General features: G+C 71.5%; 16 protein-coding genes. 11 read left to right on the top strand and 5 right to left on the bottom strand.

Annotated elements, in window-relative coordinates; genetic code table 11:
* Positions 1–1,054: LLM class flavin-dependent oxidoreductase (locus VIG79_RS13050; RefSeq protein ID WP_331886274.1), on the top strand; the 1,054-nt coding region annotated here is incomplete at its 5' end.
* Here VIG79_RS13050 and VIG79_RS13045 read toward each other — a convergent pair.
* From VIG79_RS13045 to VIG79_RS13035, 3 genes are read right to left on the bottom strand one after another with little or no spacing between them, the layout of a single operon-like run.
* Positions 1,048–1,683: an FMN-binding negative transcriptional regulator gene (locus VIG79_RS13045; protein ID WP_331886272.1), complete on the bottom strand. Its 636-nt coding sequence runs from the start codon at positions 1,681–1,683 to the stop codon at positions 1,048–1,050. The genes VIG79_RS13050 and VIG79_RS13045 overlap by 7 nt on opposite strands.
* 7 nt (positions 1,684–1,690) lie before the next feature.
* Positions 1,691–2,818, bottom strand: a complete 1,128-nt coding sequence (locus VIG79_RS13040; RefSeq protein WP_331886270.1) for an ionic transporter y4hA — start codon at positions 2,816–2,818, stop codon at positions 1,691–1,693.
* 12 nt (positions 2,819–2,830) lie between these two features.
* Positions 2,831–3,244 carry a nitroreductase family deazaflavin-dependent oxidoreductase gene (locus tag VIG79_RS13035; RefSeq protein ID WP_331886268.1) on the bottom strand — a complete coding sequence of 138 codons (414 nt, stop codon included), beginning with the start codon at positions 3,242–3,244 and terminating at the stop codon, positions 2,831–2,833.
* Between the two features lie 70 nt (positions 3,245–3,314).
* Between VIG79_RS13035 and VIG79_RS13030 the strand changes: the two genes are divergently transcribed.
* From VIG79_RS13030 to VIG79_RS12990, 9 genes are all read left to right on the top strand, one after another.
* The gene (locus VIG79_RS13030; RefSeq protein WP_331886267.1) at positions 3,315–4,871 is read left to right on the top strand and encodes a molybdopterin-dependent oxidoreductase; all 1,557 of its coding nucleotides are present in this window, start codon (positions 3,315–3,317) and stop codon (positions 4,869–4,871) included.
* Between the two features lie 100 nt (positions 4,872–4,971).
* On the top strand, positions 4,972–5,625 hold the full coding sequence (locus tag VIG79_RS13025) for a fasciclin domain-containing protein (protein ID WP_331886266.1): 654 nt from the start codon (positions 4,972–4,974) through the stop codon (positions 5,623–5,625).
* Between the two features lie 57 nt (positions 5,626–5,682).
* Positions 5,683–6,285, top strand: a complete 603-nt coding sequence (gene sigK, locus VIG79_RS13020) for an ECF RNA polymerase sigma factor SigK (RefSeq protein ID WP_331886265.1) — start codon at positions 5,683–5,685, stop codon at positions 6,283–6,285.
* Positions 6,282–7,091, top strand: a complete 810-nt coding sequence (locus VIG79_RS13015; protein ID WP_331886264.1) for an anti-sigma factor — start codon at positions 6,282–6,284, stop codon at positions 7,089–7,091. The genes sigK and VIG79_RS13015 overlap by 4 nt, the downstream gene beginning before the upstream one ends.
* 100 nt (positions 7,092–7,191) lie before the next feature.
* Entirely contained in the window at positions 7,192–8,538 is a 1,347-nt protein-coding gene (locus VIG79_RS13010; RefSeq protein WP_331886262.1) for an NAD(P)/FAD-dependent oxidoreductase, read from the top strand.
* Between the two features lie 2 nt (positions 8,539–8,540).
* On the top strand, positions 8,541–9,269 hold the full coding sequence (locus VIG79_RS13005) for a DUF1365 domain-containing protein (protein WP_331886260.1): 729 nt from the start codon (positions 8,541–8,543) through the stop codon (positions 9,267–9,269).
* Positions 9,266–10,576: a cyclopropane-fatty-acyl-phospholipid synthase family protein gene (locus VIG79_RS13000; RefSeq protein WP_331886258.1), complete on the top strand. Its 1,311-nt coding sequence runs from the start codon at positions 9,266–9,268 to the stop codon at positions 10,574–10,576. Before VIG79_RS13005 ends, VIG79_RS13000 begins: the two co-directional genes overlap by 4 nt.
* Entirely contained in the window at positions 10,573–11,892 is a 1,320-nt protein-coding gene (locus VIG79_RS12995) for a cyclopropane-fatty-acyl-phospholipid synthase family protein (RefSeq protein ID WP_331886256.1), read from the top strand. The genes VIG79_RS13000 and VIG79_RS12995 overlap by 4 nt, the downstream gene beginning before the upstream one ends.
* Positions 11,883–12,683: a DUF1295 domain-containing protein gene (locus VIG79_RS12990; RefSeq protein ID WP_331886254.1), complete on the top strand. Its 801-nt coding sequence runs from the start codon at positions 11,883–11,885 to the stop codon at positions 12,681–12,683. The genes VIG79_RS12995 and VIG79_RS12990 overlap by 10 nt, the downstream gene beginning before the upstream one ends.
* Positions 12,684–12,753: 70 nt before the next feature.
* Here the strand turns inward: VIG79_RS12990 and VIG79_RS12985 are convergent, their stop codons facing one another.
* The gene (locus tag VIG79_RS12985) at positions 12,754–12,975 is read right to left on the bottom strand and encodes a hypothetical protein (protein ID WP_331886252.1); all 222 of its coding nucleotides are present in this window, start codon (positions 12,973–12,975) and stop codon (positions 12,754–12,756) included.
* A gap of 140 nt (positions 12,976–13,115) precedes the next feature.
* Between VIG79_RS12985 and VIG79_RS12980 the strand changes: the two genes are divergently transcribed.
* A complete protein-coding gene (locus VIG79_RS12980; RefSeq protein WP_331886250.1) occupies positions 13,116–16,265 on the top strand; it encodes a hypothetical protein in 3,150 nt (1,049 codons plus the stop codon).
* 7 nt (positions 16,266–16,272) lie between these two features.
* Here the strand turns inward: VIG79_RS12980 and VIG79_RS12975 are convergent, their stop codons facing one another.
* A complete protein-coding gene (locus VIG79_RS12975; RefSeq protein ID WP_331886248.1) occupies positions 16,273–16,695 on the bottom strand; it encodes a pilus assembly protein CpaE in 423 nt (140 codons plus the stop codon).
* Positions 16,696–16,859 lie beyond the last annotated feature (164 nt).

The following is a 16,859-nucleotide window of genomic DNA, read 5'->3' as shown; positions in this document are numbered from 1 at the left end:
GGTCGGCGCCTACAAGCCCCGGATGCTGAGGCTCACCGGCCGGTATGCCGACGGCTGGCTCCCGAGCATGGGCTACGCCGACCCCGACGCCCTCCCGGAGATGAACGACGCCATCGACACCGCGGCCCGGGACGCCGACCGCGACCCGGCGGCGGTGCGCCGCCTCTACAACGTCTTCGGCTCCTTCGGCCGGACCCGGGGTCGCGGGCTCGCGGGCACCGCCGAGGACTGGGCCGAACAGCTGGCCGGGCTGACGCTCGACCAGGGCATGAGCACGTTCATCCTCGGCACCGACGACGTCGACGACGTGCGTCGGTTCGGCGAGGAGGTGGCGCCGCTGGTCCGGGACCTCGTGGACGCCCGGCGCCGCAGCGGAGCCGCCTCCCTCCCTACGACGGCGGACCCGGCGCCCCGTGAGGTCATCACGACGAGCACCACTGCACCGCAAGGCGACTCGCGGCTCGACGTCCGCCCCACACCGGACGACGGGACACGGTTCAGTGACCAGGCCGCGTGGGACGAGAGCACTCGGCCGACGTTCCCCGTGCCGGCCTGGTTCCACTACTCGGCGCAGCAGCAGGCCGCGCCGCAGCACCTCATCGACGTGCACGACTATCTTCGGTCCGAGCTCGGCCGCCTGCGCGACCTCGTCGAGCAGGTCCGGGACGGCCGGACCTCAGTCGGCTCCGCCCGCTCGGCGATCAACCGGATGACGTTGCGGCAGAACAACTGGACCCTCGGCGCCTACTGCGAGCAGTACTGCCGGGTCGTCACCGGGCACCACAGCCTCGAGGACGCCAGCATGTTCCCGCACCTGCGCCGGGTCGAGGGGGCGGCTCCGGTCGTCGACCGGCTGCAGGAGGAGCACGAGGTCATCGCCGAGCTGCTCGACCACCTCGACCGGGCCCTCGTCGCCCTCGTCGGGGACGAGGAGGCGGGCACGGAGCAGCAGCTGCAGGAGGTGCTGGATCTCGTCACCGACGCCCTGCTCTCACACCTGTCCTACGAGGAGCGCGAGCTGCTGCACCCGTTGGCGCAGAGCGGTTTTCAGTGACCCTGCTGTCGGCGGACCATCGCGTCGCGCACGGCGGCCGCGCCGAGGTCGGCTGACCCGGCCAGCCCCTCGACGACGCCGGCCTGGTCGTCGGCCGAGCGGTTCTGGCTCAGCTTCGCCTTGGCCTCGACGCCGGTCACCGCCATCGAGACCCCGACGATCGCTCTCAGCTGGCCGTCGACGAACCGCACGGGTGCGTCGTCGACGTGCCACCGTTCGGTGTCGGCCGTCCGTCCCTCGTGGTGGTCGGTCAGCCGCGTGACCGCTTCTCGCAGCCACTCCGGGTCGTCGTGCACCGTGACCGGGCCCGAGAGGTGGACGGCCGAGTAGTTCCACGTCGGCACCACCCGGCCGTGCTCGCGCTTGGACGCATACCAGCGGGGCGTGATGTAGGCGTCGGGGCCGGTCACGACGAGCAGACCCGGGGAGCCGTCGACGACGCGCCGCCAGTGCTCGTTGGCGCGGGCCAGGTGGACGACGACCTCGTCGCCCTCCCAGAGCACCGGCAGCAGGCTGGCGTCGGGCGTGCCGTCGGTCCCGACCGTGACGAGCTGGCCGACGTGCACGTCGCGGACCAGAGCCCGGATCTCCTCCAGGTCCTCGACGGCGAAGTGGCGGGGAACGTACATGAGGACCTCAGGGGTTGGCGGCGAGGAAGATGTACGCGGCCAGCAGGACGAGGTGCACGCCACCCTGGAGACGGGTGGCGCGACCGGGAACGACGGTGAGCATGCCGACGATGACGGTGATCGCGAGCAACACCATCTGGGTCGGGCCCAGGCCGAGCAGCAGCGGGCCGTCCAGCCAGATCGTCGCCACGGCGAGCGCCGGGATGGTGAGGCCGATGCTGGCCATGGCCGAGCCGAGTGCGAGGTTGAGGCTGATCTGCACGCGGTTGCGCCGGGCAGCGTTGACGGCGGCGAGGGTCTCCGGGGCCAGCACCAGGATGGCGATGACGACTCCGACGAAGGACGGCGGCAGACCGACCGCCGTGACCGCCGTCCCGATCGCCGGCGAGAGCACCTTGGCGAGCCCGACGACCGCCACGAGCGAGACCAGCAGCAGGCCCGCGCTCAGCTTCCACGAGCTGCCCGGCGGCGGGTCGTGGCTGTCGTCGTCCTCGAGGAGCTCGCCGTGCTTGTCGATCGGGAGGAAGAACTCGCGGTGTCGACGCGTCTGGGTCAGGACGAACAGGACGTAGAGCATTAGCGACGCGACCGCCGCGAAGACCAGCTGCGAGGTGGAGAACTCGGGACCCGGGTGGCTGGTCGTGAAGGTCGGCAGCACCAGGCATACCGTCGCGAGGGTCGCCACCGTGGCCAGTGCCCCGCCGGTGCCCTCCTTGTTGAACACCACGAGACCGTGCCGCAGCGAGCCGGCGAGCAGGCAGATCCCGAGGATCCCGTTACAGGTGATCATCACGGCCGCGAAGACGGTGTCACGAGCGAGAGTGGTGGTGTCGCCCTTGCCCCCGACCATGAGCATGACGATGAGCCCCACCTCGATGATCGTCACCGCCACCGCCAGGAGCAGGGAGCCGTAGGGCTCTCCGACACGGTGCGCGACGATCTCGGCGTGCTGCACCGCCGCCAGCACGGCGGCGCCGAGCAGGACGGCGACGATGACGAGGACGACGGCCCCGTGCCCGTCACCCGTCCAGGTCAGCAGCAGCGCGAGGATCGCGAGGACCGGCGCGAGCGTGGTCCACCGCAGGTATGCCGGCCGCCCCCGTGTCTCCTGCGTCGCCTCCGCACCGTCGGTCACGGACTGATTCTCTCAGGCGAGGGGGGTCGCTCCGCGCCACGGCCGCTCGCTGAGAACCGGCAGCGCGACGAAGTCGTGACAGCCGAGGACGGGGAGCATCTGTCGGACCGGGCTGGGCATCCGGTTGAGCCCGTCCTGCTCGGTCAGCGTCTCCGGCGCGCCCAGCGTGACCAGCCGGGAGCCGACGTGCATCCGCGCCCCACCGGCGGCCCGGACGTTGCGCAGCCAGTCGACGTCGGGACCGTAGGTCAGGGCGATGGTGACCGTCGGCCCGTTGCGAAACGCCATCAGCGGAGTCCGGAACGTCCGGCCCGACCGGCGTCCGACGTGCTCGAGCTCGACGAACCAGCCGTGACCCGCCAGCCCACGCAGCAGTGGGTTCGTCACGCGCTTGTTGATCCGTCGGACGACGTGGGGGACAGCCATGTGGCCACCCTGTCAGGTGCGAGGAGCGGGTGGCCACATCCGCGGAGGGCTCCGGAGACGAAGCAGACGTGTGACCGACCTCCGTACCCGCCCGGCCGACACCTCGGCCGAGGCCCCGACCGCACCGCGCATCCTGTATGCGCTGTCCGGCGTGCTGGCGGCGCTCGCGGGGATCGCGGTGGGTCACCTCGTCGCCGCGGTGACCAACGCCGCCGCGTCGCCGGTTCTCTCGGTCGGGTCCGTGGTGATCGACCTCACCCCGACGCCGGTCAAGGAGCTCGTCATCGCTCGGGTCGGCACCGCTGACAAGCCGATCCTGCTGGCCACCGTCTCCCTCGCCACCCTGGCGCTTGCCGCCCTGGCCGGGCTGCTCTCGCGCCGTCGCCCCGCGGTCGGCGCGGGCGTGCTCCTCCTGCTCGTGGTGGCGGCCGGTGGGGCGGCCATGACCCGGCCGACCGCGCGGCTGCTCGACCTGCTGCCCGCCCTCGCGACGGCGATCGTCGGCGTGAGCGTGCTCCTCGGGCTCCACCGGCTGCTGGAGCCGGCCACCGCCGGACTCCGGGGCTCGGGCGCCTCACGGCGCACCTTCCTCGTCGGCGCCGCGGGCATCACCGCCGGAGCCGCGGTGGCGGGTGCCCTGGGTCAGCGGCTCGCCGAGCGGGCCACCGACACCTCCGGCCTGACCCTGCCGGCACCGGCGAACCCGACCCCCCCGCTGCCGGTGGGTGTCGAGTCGACGGTCCAGGGGGTGTCCCCGTTCCGGACGCCCACCGCCAGCTTCTACCGCGTCGACACCAACCTCACGGTGCCCCGCGTCAGCGTCGGCTCCTGGTCGCTGGAGATCGACGGCGACGTGCGCAGCCCGTTCACGCTGACCTACGACGAGCTGCTCGCCCTGCCGATGATCGAGCGCGACATCACCCTCACCTGCGTCTCCAACGAGGTCGGCGGCGGGTACGTCGGAGCGGCCCGCTGGCTCGGCGTCCGGCTCACCGACGTCCTCGACCGCGCCGGCGTCGGGACGCAGTCCGACCAGCTGCTCAGCACCGCGGTCGACGGCTTCACCATCAGCACGCCCCTGGCAGTGGTCCGCGACGGCCGGGACGCGATGATCGCCGTCGGGATGAACGGAGAACCGCTCACCGACACCCACGGCTTCCCCGCCCGCCTCGTGACACCAGGGCTCTACGGGTTCGTCGGGGCCACGAAGTGGCTCACCAAGCTGACCCTCACGACGTATGCAGCGCAGCAGTCCTACTGGACCCAGCGCCAGTGGGCGACGAACGCGCCGATCAAGACGTCGGCGCGGATCGACACCCCGGCCCCGCTGTCGACCGTCGCACCGGGACGGACCGTGATCGGCGGTGTCGCCTGGGCGCAGCATCGCGGCGTCGGCAAGGTCGAGGTACAGATCGACGGGGGCGCGTGGCAGCCGGCCCAGCTCGGCCCGGACGCCGGCATCGACTACTGGCGGCAGTGGTTCGTCCCGTGGGACGCCACCTCCGGCCAGCACACCCTCGCGGTGCGGGCGACTGATCTCACTGGCGCCCTCCAGACCGACCAGCGGACGACGCCGTTCCCCGAAGGGTCGAGCGGCATCCAACAGGTCGTCGTCATCGTTTCGTGACGAAAACCCAATGACATCAGGCCAATCCAGCGCTTACCACACCTCGAATACCAGGTGTAAGCAGCAACACCACAGACCACGTATGGAAGCAGGAAGCATCATGAACGCACGGACCAGGACCGCTCGCCGGGCCACTCTTTTCGTGGCCCTCGCGGCCGCGCTCCCCATCGGGCTGGCCGCGTGCGGCTCGACGAACACGCCGGCGGCGAGTGCCGCCGCAGCGCCGTCCACCAGCAGCTCGGCCCCGACCACGGCGTCCAGCAGCTCGACGACCGACGCGATGACCCAGCCCTTCGGCACGGCCTGTGCGGCGGTCCCGAAGGACGGCAAGGGCTCGTTCAACGGCATGGCCACCGACACGGTCGCGACCGCTGCCAGCAACAACCCGGTGCTCTCGACGCTGGTCACCGCCGTCAAGGCCGCCGGCCTCGTCGACACCCTGAACTCGGCTCCGGCCATCACGGTCTTCGCGCCGACCAACGACGCGTTCGCCAAGATCCCCGCGGACACCCTGAACAAGGTCCTCGCGGACAAGCCGACGCTGACCAAGATCCTCACCAACCACGTCGTGGCCGGGAAGATCGCGCCGGACCAGCTCGCTGGTGACCACAAGACGCTGGCCGGCACCACGCTGACCGTCAAGGGCTCCGGCGAGATGTTCACCGTCGGCAAGGAGAACGCCAACATCGTCTGCGGCAACGTCACCACAGCCAACGCGACGGTCTACATCGTCGACTCGGTCCTGATGCCCTGATCGTCGACAGACGGACACCAGTAGGCACACGGGAAATGAGACAGCAGAATGCCAGTCATGGCTGAGCTTCGGGCAGTGCCCTCCGGCGATGAGTCGCCGGAGGGCGTGGACCCGAATGCTCGCTTGGCGGACCTGCTGCGACAGTCGTCGTGGGGCGACGAGGGCGCGTTCTCGCAGCTCTACGACGCCGTCGCCCCACGGCTCTACGGAATGGTCGTCCGGGTACTTCGTGACCCGGCCCAGTCCGAAGAGGTCACCCAAGAGGTCTTCCTCGAGATCTGGCGCCAGTCGGCCCGCTTCGACCCGGACCGCGGGAGCGCGCTCGGGTGGATGATGACCATCGCCCACCGGAAGGCGGTCGACCGGGTGAGATCCGCGGCGGCCGCCGGCCGTCGGGACCACGGCTACCACGAGGCGAACCAGGACGTGGACTACGACTCGACCGCCGAGGCGGCGCAAGCCTCGCTGGAGGCTGAACGGGTGCGCAAGGCGCTGCAGACGCTGACTCCGGCACAGCGCGGTGCCCTGGAGCTCGCCTTCTTCGGCGGCTACACGCATACCGAGGTCGCCGCGATGCTCGACCTGCCACTGGGGACCGCCAAGACTCGAATCCGCGACGGTCTCATCCGTCTTCGCGACACGCTGGGACTGAGCTCATGAACACCCCCGAATCCGCAGACATCCACGCCCTCAGCGGCGCGTATGCCGTCGACGCCGTCGACGACATCGAGCGCGCCGAGTTCGAGCGGCACCTGGCCACCTGCGCGGACTGCCGCGAGGAGGTCGCCAGCTTCCGGGACACAACCCTCCACCTCGGAATGCTGATGAGCGCGACCCCGCCCGAGCGGCTGCGCGAGCAGGTGCTGCGCGACATTGCCAAGGTCCGTCCGCTCGCCCCTGCCGTCAGCCGGGAGGCCGGCGACCGCATCGAGGCCACCAGCCGTGAACGTTCGGCGACCCAGGACCCCGACGCGCCGTCCGCGCCGTCCCGGGTGTCCCGGCTCTCCGATGCGCGCCGGCGACGGAACCGGTGGTTCGCCTCGGCCGCTGCGGTCATCGCCCTGGGGGGTGGTGCCGCCCTCGCGGTCACCCAGCCGTGGAACTCGTCGTCGCAGGTCCAGAACAACATCGCCGCCCAGGTCCAGCAGGCGCCGGACGCGCAGCGTTACCAGCAGACCCTCGCCGACGGCAGCACCGTGACCGTCGTGCGGTCGGAGTCGGTCGGCCGCGCCGTTCTCGTGACGGAAAACCTGGCCGCCGCGCCGAGCGGCAAGACGTACCAGATGTGGCTGCAGGCCCCCGGAGGGAGCTTCGTCTCCGCCGGGCTCGTGCCGCCGGGCTCGAACCAGACCGTCGTCCTCGAGGGCGACGCGGCGAGCGCGCAGGGGGCCGGGGTGACCGTCGAGCCCAGCGGTGGTTCGCCGCAGCCGACCACGAAACCGATCGCCCTGTTCGCCTTCGCCTGAGGCCCCCTCGGCGCATCCGTGCGAGCGGTTGGTCACGAATCACCACTGTCAGGTCACTCGGCCTGACCATGCCCTAAGCCCCTGAGGAGTGTCGACCACCATGGCCGAGTACGTCACCGGACAGCGCGAACGTCGGCGGGTCGCCGTCGTCGGCTCCGGCGTCGCGGGTCTCACCGCGGCCCACGTGTTCGGCTCGGCCGGTCGTCACGTGACCCTGTACGAGGCCGACCACCGGCTCGGCGGTCACGCCGACACCCACCTCGTCAACGTCGCAGGACGCATCGTCGCCGTCGACACCGGGTTCATCGTCCACAACGACCGGACCTACCCGACACTGCTGCGTCTGTTCGACGAGCTCGGCGTCGAGACCCGCGACTCCGACATGAGCATGTCGATCCGCGTCGACGCCCTCGGCCGGCGGGGCATCGAGTATGCGGGTGCGCTCGGCGCGCGCGGCCTCTTCCCGTCGGTTCGCAACGTTCTCGACCTGGGGTACCTGCGGATGCTCACAGAGGTCAAGCGGTTCCACCGTCACGCCACCGAGATCCTGGCCACCCCGGTCGACCCGGAGGGAGACGAGGAGACGCTGCGGGCGTTCGTGGCCCGGGTCGGCCTCAGCGAGTACTTCACCACCCGCTTCCTCCGGCCGCTGGTGGCGGCCGTGTGGTCCTGCGATCCCGCCCGCGCCCTCGACTACCCGGCGCGCTACCTCTTCGCGTTCCTCGACCATCACGGCATGCTCACGGTCTTCGGGTCGCCCACGTGGCGGACCGTCGTCGGCGGGTCCCGCTGCTACGTCGAGAAGGTCGCGGCCGGTCTGGACGAGGTCCGAGTGGGGCGCGCGGTCACCGGTGTGGTCGAGACCGACGACGCGGTCTGGGTGACCGACGCGGCCGGCGACACGCACGACTACGACGCCGTCGTCCTGGCCGGCCACCCCCATCAGTCGCTGGCGATGCTCACCCGGCCGTCCGCGGCGCAGCGCGAGGTGCTCGGCGCCATGACCTACACGACCAACCACGCCCAGCTGCACACCGACGAGTCGGTGCTGCCGACCCGTCGGGCGGCGCGGGCGTCCTGGAACTACTGGGAGCGGCCCGACGACGACCGCGACCCGGTCCTGGTCACCTACGACATCTCCCGGCTGATGGGCATCGACGAGCCGGACCGCCGGTTCCTCGTCACGCTCGGCGGCGAGGACCGCGTCGACCCGGCCACGGTCATCGACACGATGACCTACGAGCATCCCCTCTACACGCCGGAGACCCTTGCGGCGCAGCGGAAGCTACCGAGCATCACCACGCCGCGCATCGCGTTCGCCGGCGCCTACCACGGCTGGGGCTTCCACGAGGACGGTGCCCTCTCCGGCGTCGTCGCCGCCCGTCATCTCGGCGTGGAGTGGGCGACCGTCGGCGATCGGGACGCGGCCGTGGCGGTGGCGTCATGAGGATGGGCGGCAGCACTCGCTTGTATGCGACGACGATCCGGCACGCGCGGACCGCGCCGGTCCGCCACGACTTCGCCCACCGCAGCTACTCCTGGCTCGTCGACCTCGACGACCTCCCGCACCTGGGCTGGCTCACGCCGCTGGCCCGGTTCGCGGCCCGCGACCACCTCGGTGACGCGGAGGCGACCCTACGCGAGAACCTCGACACGTTCCTCTCGACCCACGGGGTGGACCTGCGCGGCGGCCGGATCACCATGCTGGCCAACGCCCGCGTGCTCGGCTACGTCTTCAACCCGATCTCGCTCTTCTGGTGCCACCGTCCCGACGGCCGGCTGGAGTGCGTCGTCGTCGAGGTCCACAACACCTACGGCGACCGGCACGCCTACCTCGTCCGACCGGACGGTTCCGGCCGAGCCTCGACGAGCAAGGAGCTCTACGTCAGCCCCTTCAACGACGTGTCCGGCTCCTACGACCTGCTCGTCCCCGAGCCGGGCCGCCGCGCCCACGTGGCGGTCACCCTGACCCGCCCGGGACACCCGCCGTTCGTCGCCACCCTGGTCGGCGACGCCAGGCGCGCCACCGTCGGCGCCGTCCTGCGCACCGCCGCGACGCGGCCCCTCGAACCCCTCACCGTCATGGCCCGGATCAAGTGGCACGGCGTCCGCCTCTGGGCGCGCCGGTTGCCGATCCAGCCCCGACCCACCCACTCCCCACAGGAGGCGGTCCAGTGACCACGCTCTCACCCGACCAACGGAACCTCGGCGGCGGCTTCTCCGCCCCCCGCCTCGACACCAGCCACTGGCCAGACCTGACCCGCGTCCCCAGCGCCCTCAAGCGCACGGTGCACGCCCGCGTCGCGCGGCGGCTGTTCGAGCAGGCCGCGCGTCGCCTCGACGTCCGGGTCGAGCTGCCCGACGGCACCGCCATCGGCCGGGCCGCTCACGTCCCGAACGCCCCGGTCATGGTGCTGCACCGCCCGGAGCGGTTCCTCGAGCGCCTCGGTGCCGACGCCCTCATCGGGTTCGGCGAGTCCTACATGGCCGGTGACTGGGACTCACCCGACCTCGGCGCGCTGCTGACCGTCTTCGCCGAGAGGATGGCGAGCCTGGTGCCCGAACCCCTGCAGAATCTGCGGGCCCTCTACGTGTCCCGGCTGCCGCGCACCGAGCGGAACAGCACGAACAACACGCGCAGCAACATCAGCCGGCACTACGACCTGTCCAACGCGATGTTCGAGCAGTTCCTCGACGAGACGATGAGCTACTCGGCCGCGTTGTTCGACCCGTCGACGCTCGACGCGCCGGCGTGGTCCGACCTCGCTCCGGCGCAGGCCCGCAAGATCGAGCGACTGCTCGACCAGGCCGGCGTCGGCAAGGGGACCCGCGTCCTCGAGATCGGGACCGGCTGGGGCGAGCTGGCGATCCGGGCCGCCCAGCGCGGCGCGACCGTGCACTCGGTGACCCTGTCGAAGGAGCAGCGGGGGCTGGCCCGCCAGCGCATCCGGGAGGCCGGCGTCGAGGACCACGTGACCGTCGAGCTGAAGGACTACCGCGAGGTCCGCGGACAGTACGACGCGGTCGTCTCCGTCGAGATGATCGAGGCGGTGGGCTACGAGTACTGGCCGACCTACTTCCGGACCCTCGACGGGGTCCTCGCCCCGGGCGGCGCCGTCGCCATCCAGGCGATCACCATGCCGCACGACCGGATGCTGGCCACCCGCAACACGTACACCTGGGTGCACAAGTACATCTTCCCGGGCGGGTTCCTCCCGTCCACCGAGGCGATCGAGGACGTGACCCGCACGCACACGACGCTGCGCGTAGCCGACCGACTCTCGCTGGGCGAGAGCTACGCCCAGACCCTCCGCCTCTGGGACGAGCGGTTCGTCGCCAACGTCGGCGCCGTCGGGCGGCTGGGGTTCGACGCGATCTTCCGCCGGATGTGGCACTTCTACCTGGAGTACTCCCGAGCCGGCTTCGCCTCGGGCTACCTCGACGTGCAGCAGATCGTGCTGCGTCGCGAAGGGATCACCGCATGACTGTCCTCGACCGGACCGACGTCACCACGACCGCGGACGGCGGCGGGGTCGCGGTCCGCCTCGCGGCCGCCCTCGCGCCGGTCGTCGGCGGCGAGCTCCCGGTCCGCCTCACCGCGTGGGACGGCAGCGTGGCCGGGTCGGTCGACGCGCCGTCGGTCGTCATCCGCTCGCCGCAGGCGCTCCGCCGGATCCTCTGGCATCCGGGCGAGCTCGGCGCCGCGCAGGCCTACGTCACCGGTGAGCTGGACGTCGAGGGCGACCTCGACGCGGCGCTCACCCACGTGTGGCGGGTCGCCGCCGAGCGCGGCCTCAGCGGGGTGCGGCCGTCGCCGGTCCTCCTGGCGAGCCTGCTGCGGCTGGCCAAGGACCTCGGCGTCCTCGGCCCGCCGCCGCCGGCACCGGACAGCCAAGCCGTGCTCCGTGGCCGGCTGCACACTCGCGGCCGCGACCGTGACGCGATCCACCACCACTACGACCTCTCCAACGAGTTCTACTCGCTGATCCTCGACCCGCACATGGCGTACTCCTGTGGCTACTGGCGCTCCGAGGACCCCGGATACACCGTCGAGGACGCGCAGCGCGACAAGCTCGAGCTGGTCTGCGAGAAAGTCGGGCTGGGCACGCCCGGGATGCGGTTCCTCGACGTCGGCTGCGGCTGGGGCTCCCTCAGCCTGTACGCCGCGGAGCACTTCGGTGCTCAGGTCACCGGCGTCACCATCGCCGCAGAGCAGAAGCGGTTCATCGACGAGCGCATCCGCGATCGCGGTCTGCAGGACCGCGTCGAGATCCGGCTGCAGGACTACCGCGAGATCGTCGGCGGACCGTTCGACGCGGTCGCCTCGCTCGAGATGGGCGAGCACGTCGGGCAGCGCAACTACGGCACCTACGTGAAGGCGTTGCGCGACAACGTGGTTCCCGGCGGTCGGGTCCTCATCCAGCAGATGTCGCGACGGGGCCGCTACCCCGGCGGCGGTCCGTTCATCGAGTCGTTCATCGCCCCGGACATGCATATGCGCCCGGTCGGAGAGACCGTCGAGCTCATCGAGTCCGGCGGCCTCGAGGTCCGCGACGTCCACGCGCTGCGGGAGCACTACGTGCGCACCGTCGACGCGTGGTACCGCACCTTCGAGGACAACTGGGACCGTGCGGTCGGCCTGGTCGGCGAGGAGGTCGCCCGCGTGTGGCGGCTCTACCTCGTCGGTGGTGCGATGGCGTTCCGCGACGGTCGGATGGGGGTGGACCAGATCCTCGCGGTCCGGCCGGGCAACGACGGAGCGTCCTCGATGCCCCCGGTTAGGCTCCCCGAGTGGTCCTGACGGAGTTCTCGGTCTCCAACTTCCTTGCCGTCAGCGGGTTCTCGCTGCTCGCCGTCGCCATCCTCATGACCGTCACCGCCCTGGTCGGGCGTCGGCAGGGTCGCGTGAGCGTCGTCGACACCGCCTGGGGACTGGGCTTCGTCGTGGTCGCTCTGGTGGCCGCGGTCGTCGGTGACGGTCCGCTCTGGCGGCGCCTGCTCGTCCTGGTCCTGGTGGCGGTCTGGGGCGGCCGGCTGGCCCGGCACATGCATACCCGCAACCGGGGCAAGGGGGAGGACCCGCGCTACGAGGCGATGCTGGCCGACCAGCCCGGTCACCCGTTCCTCGTGGCGGTGCGCAAGGTCTACCTCGTCCAGGGCGCCGCGGTCTGGTTCGTGTCCCTCCCGCTCCAGGTCAGCGCGGCGTCCGGCGACGGGCTCGTCCTGGTGGCGGTGCTCGGTGCGGTCGTCTGGCTGCTCGGTGTCGTGTTCGAGGCGGTGGGCGACGCCCAGCTGGCGCGGTTCAAGGCGGACCCCGGCAACAAGGGCACAGTCATGGACCGCGGTCTGTGGGCCTGGACCCGGCACCCGAACTACTTCGGCGACTCGGCGGTCTGGTGGGGGCTCTACCTCGTCGCCGCGAGCGCCTGGCCCGGTGTCCTCACCGTCCTGTCGCCGGTCGTCATGACGTACTTCCTCGTCTTCGCCACGGGTGCGCGACTGCTCGAGAAGCAGATGTCGAAGCGGCCCGGCTACCCGGAGTACCAGCAGCGCACGAGCTACTTCATCCCCCGGCCGCCGAAGCGCGCCTAGCCAGAGCAGTGGCACCGTCTGGTCAGGCCGCGTGACGCCGTCCCACGCGGGTGGACGAGAACTCCTGAGGTCAGGCTGAACGCCGGGTGTCGCGCGCGGCTGTTCGCGGCTCGCGCCGGCACTCCACGCAGACCTCGATGAGGACGGTGTGGCGTTCCGACAGGTGCTCGTCGGCCAGGGCCAGGCACGAGGGGCAGCGACCGCTCCAGCCGTCGCGGGAGTCGAACGGCTCGCCACACCAGGGGTTGTCACACCACGCCAGCACGGCGACGGAGTCCTTCGTCATGGCCACCTCCGGGTCCTCTCTGCTCGTCCAGTCTCCTGCTCCCGGGACCTCCCGTTCGGGAGGACACGCGACCCACGAGTATCACGACGGAACGACAGCCCCTCTGCTTCGATGAGCTACGGGCAGGACAGTCGAAGGGGCAGACCATGGCTGGACAGGGTCTCGAGGTGGCACCCGCTCCGGCTCCGCCGGTGACCGGCACGCCCGTCATGGGGCTCGGCAAGGGCATCACCGCCAGCCTGGTCGTCGCACTGTTCGTCGCGCTGGGCGAGGTCAACCGGCTCTCGGGTCAGGTCCTTGACGACCAGGCCCGCCCGTGGTCGTTCACCGCGCTCATGGGGCCGGGCGCCTTCGGAGCCGTCGACGGCTGGTCGGCGACCTTCCCCGCCTACGCCGGCGAACGTGCGACCTGGCTGCTCCTCTACGTCGCCCTCGACGTCGCGCTCATCGTCATCTACGGGCTGGTCGTCTCGAGGTGGCTGGCCGAGCACGGCGCCGGTCTGCTGGCCTGGGCTCTTCGGGTGCTGGCCGTCGTCGATGTCCTCGAGGACGGGTTCGCCCTGCTCACGGTCCACACCCGGTCGGTGCCGCTCGCCTACGTCACTGCCGTCCTCTCGTCCGCGAAGTGGCTGGCGGTGCTCGTCGCCCTCGCCGTGGCAGCGTATGCGGCGCTGCAGCACGGACCGGTGATCCGGTCTTGGCTCAGCGGGCTCTACACCCACCGGTTCTCGGTCATCGCGATCCTCCCGATCGCCGTGCTGACGGTGCCGGCCGGGTCCGATCTGCTGGACCAGCTTCCCGACGTGGAGCGCCGGTGGTTCGAGAGCAGCGGGTTCGGGGACGGGCACTTCTGGGCCGCCGTGGTCGCTGTGCTGCTCACGGCGCTCGGCCTGCTCGTCATCGGCCGGCTCAGGTCCGGCGTCTTCTGGCAGCGGACCGAAGCGTCCGTCGTCGACGAGGAGAAGGCCAACCTGTGGCTCGGCGGCATCGTCCCGCTGATCCTCGGCGTCGGGCTGGGCGCCGTCGCCGTGGCGTTCCGCCGGTGGCCGTGGGCCTTGCCCGGCTTCGACCCGGTACGGCTGGGGTTCTTCCTGCTGGTTCCGGTCGGGATCGTTGCGCTCTCGTGGCTCATCCGTCGCGGGCGCGACCAGGGCTGGACCTGGGCGACATCGCTGTTCAGCCCCAAGAACCACCAGGTGAGGTCGGCCGAGGACAAGGTGCGCATCTCGCTGGTCGGCGACGTCCTCGTGGCGGTCGCCGTGGTGGTGACCGGACTGGGCCTGATCCGCGCCTACACCGCCGTGGTGGCCCTCGCGCTGGTCGACCTCGGCGGTTCGTGGCTCGGCCTCGTCCCCGTGGTGATCGGCTTCGGTACCGCCGTGGTCGCCTGGCCGCTGGCGCGGTGGGTCCAGGATCGCGTCACCGACGACGAGGTCGGCGAGGTTCCCGTTGCGGACCGGACCAGGTGGCAGCGCATCCAGGCCGGTCTCACGCCGACCGTCCCGGTCCCCGGGAACCTCGTCCTGCGGCTGGGCGTCCTCGTCGCCGGGCTCGTCCTCTTCTTCGTGGTCGGGCTGTTCCCGGACTGGTTCGCCGACCACCTCGGCGTCATCGCGACCGCGCTCGGCGCCCTGCTGGCGGCCACGCTCGTCGTCGGCGGCTGTGTGGTGCTCACCCAGGACCGGCGGTCGCCGGAGATCTTCTGGCTGAACGGGATCCAGCTGACCACCCTGCCGGTGGCGACACTGCTCCTCCTGACGATCGCCTGGACGACCGGGATCGGTAGCAACGTCGACATCCACGGCCTGCGGGGTCTCACCACCCAGGCGACCGCACCGGTCGGAGCGGCCGGCCGGCCGACCTTCGACACGGCGATGTCCGAGTGGCTCGCCGCGACCCAAGGGTGCGGACGTTCGGTCACCGTGGGGTCAGTGACCTACCGGCTCCGGCCGATGTTCATGCTGGCCGCCGAGGGTGGTGGTATCCGCGCGGCCTACTGGACCGCCGCCGCCCTGGACATCTTCCGTGGCGCGGTGCCGGTGAAGGACGGGACGGTCGGCTGGACCACCCGCCAGCAGCCGAGCCCGTGTGCCACCGCACTGTTCGCCGGCGGCGCCAGCGGCGGTGCCGTGGGGCTCACCGTCGCCCGGTTCGCCGGTGACGGCCTGGCCCACGACGGTGCCGTCGCCATGGCCGCCCCCGAGGCGCTCGGTGCGGCGACGAGCGGCCTGTTCGTCCGCGACACCGCCTACGCCGCAACCGGCATCCCGTTCTTCGGAGCGCCCACCTACAGCGACACCAACGCCGACCAGCCGCGCTGGCTCGACCGCGCGGGGCTCATCGAGCAGTCCTGGGAGCGAACCTCCGGTCTGTCCGGACCGTTCCTTCCGGGCGCGGCGGACCCGGCGACCTCGGCGCCGACCGGGTCACTGGTCCTGAACTCGACCCGTGTCGCCGACGGCTGCCGCATGTGGGTCAGCCAGATCCGTCTGGCGACGGGCGACCAGGACTCGTGCGCCTACTCGTCCGGTACGCCCGCCGGCGGCACGGTGGACCTCCTCGCCGCGCTGGGGTCCGGCGCCGACTCGACCCCGCCGGACGAGGTCCGGTGCCTGGGGTCGTTGACGGCGGCCACCGGGACCATGCTCGCGTCCCGGTTCCCCTTCGTCACTCCGTCGGGGGTGGTCGGACCGTGCTCCGCTCAGCGTGAGCAGCAGCTCGTCGACGGCGGGTACGTCGAGAACAGCGGCCTCGGTACCATCGTCGACCTCGCCCCGCAGTGGCAGTCCGAGGTGCAGCGGCGCAACGGCCTGGCCCTGCGCCAGGGCGGACCGACGGTGGAGCTCATCGTCCCGGTCGTCATGTACTTCGACAACGGGACCGGCGGAGACCTCGCCGCCAAGCCCCTGCCCGCGACGCCAGAGATCCTCGTCCCGTCCACCACCGACGGCCGCGCGAAGGCCGCTCTGATCGACACCCCCGCGTTGCTGCGCAACAGCGCCCGCCTGGTGGCGACCTCCGAGCTGGACGGGGCGGGGGCACCGCTACCCGTCGGTCTCGCCGACGCGATCGAGAAGCTCCGGGGCAACGGGGTGGTCGTGGTCCAGCAGTCCACCTTCCCTGCCGTGACCGCGCCGTTGGGCTGGGTCCTCTCGCAGCAGAGCATGGACACGATGGACCGAGCGCTCGGCCTCCAGGCCACGCCGACGTCCGGCTACGACGACCTCCGGCCGCCCTCGATCGCCGACTACGAGACCCTGGCGACCGCGATCGCCATGACGCGTCCCGCTCCCTAGGCCCGGGTCAGGCGGGTCCGCCGCTCTGGGCGACCGCGAGCCGGGACAGGACGGCCCGGGCGTACGCGCGCTCGGCGTCGATGTCGACGAACCGGCGGTCCTCGCCGTTCCCGGCCGTGGCCGTCACCGCATACCCGCCCGTCACCTGCTCGAGCCGCACGAAGGCGGCGCCGAGCAGCTCACGGAGCTGCTCCTCGCGCGGCAGCCACACCACGTCGTCCTGCTCGACGCTGTCGAGCGCCCACTCGGTGGTGCCGTTGAAGCCGATGACGTTGCCGCTCTCGAACCGGTGGACGTCGGCCACGATGTTGCTGAGGATGAAGATCTCCTCCTGCATCTCGGGCAGCGGCAGGACGAAGCGGTCTCCTGGCGCGGGCTCCCAGGAGAGGCCGGCGGCCCGGAGCTGCTGGGCGAGGGCGAGGTCGAGCACGGTCCCATCCTCACATCCGGGAGGCCGAGTCACACCAGGCGGACCACGAGCTCCAGCCCGTGGGACGCGTCGTCGGTCCGCGGGAGGATCAGCGTCCGGACGCCCAGGGCCGCTGCGCCGCCGTCGTCGCGCCAGGCGTCCCCCACCATGAGGACGTCCGCGGC

The organism is Lapillicoccus sp. (assembly GCF_036559105.1).
Taxonomy (GTDB): domain Bacteria; phylum Actinomycetota; class Actinomycetes; order Actinomycetales; family Dermatophilaceae; genus Lapillicoccus.
The sequence above is the reverse complement of the archived record's forward strand: the minus strand, read 5'-3'. Positions and strand labels throughout refer to the sequence as shown.

Bases quoted from the DNA above. Each gene is read 5' to 3' on its own strand.
- VIG79_RS13045 (WP_331886272.1), bottom strand. From the start codon at position 1,683: ATGTACGTTCCCCGCCACTTCGCCGTCGAGGACCTGGAGGAGATCCGG.
- VIG79_RS13035 (WP_331886268.1), bottom strand. From the start codon at position 3,244: ATGGCTGTCCCCCACGTCGTCCGACGGATCAACAAGCGCGTGACGAAC.
- VIG79_RS13025 (WP_331886266.1), top strand. From the start codon at position 4,972: ATGAACGCACGGACCAGGACCGCTCGCCGGGCCACTCTTTTCGTGGCC.
- sigK (WP_331886265.1), top strand. From the start codon at position 5,683: ATGGCTGAGCTTCGGGCAGTGCCCTCCGGCGATGAGTCGCCGGAGGGC.
- VIG79_RS13015 (WP_331886264.1), top strand. From the start codon at position 6,282: ATGAACACCCCCGAATCCGCAGACATCCACGCCCTCAGCGGCGCGTAT.
- VIG79_RS13010 (WP_331886262.1), top strand. From the start codon at position 7,192: ATGGCCGAGTACGTCACCGGACAGCGCGAACGTCGGCGGGTCGCCGTC.
- VIG79_RS13005 (WP_331886260.1), top strand. From the start codon at position 8,541: ATGGGCGGCAGCACTCGCTTGTATGCGACGACGATCCGGCACGCGCGG.
- VIG79_RS12995 (WP_331886256.1), top strand. From the start codon at position 10,573: ATGACTGTCCTCGACCGGACCGACGTCACCACGACCGCGGACGGCGGC.
- VIG79_RS12980 (WP_331886250.1), top strand. From the start codon at position 13,116: ATGGCTGGACAGGGTCTCGAGGTGGCACCCGCTCCGGCTCCGCCGGTG.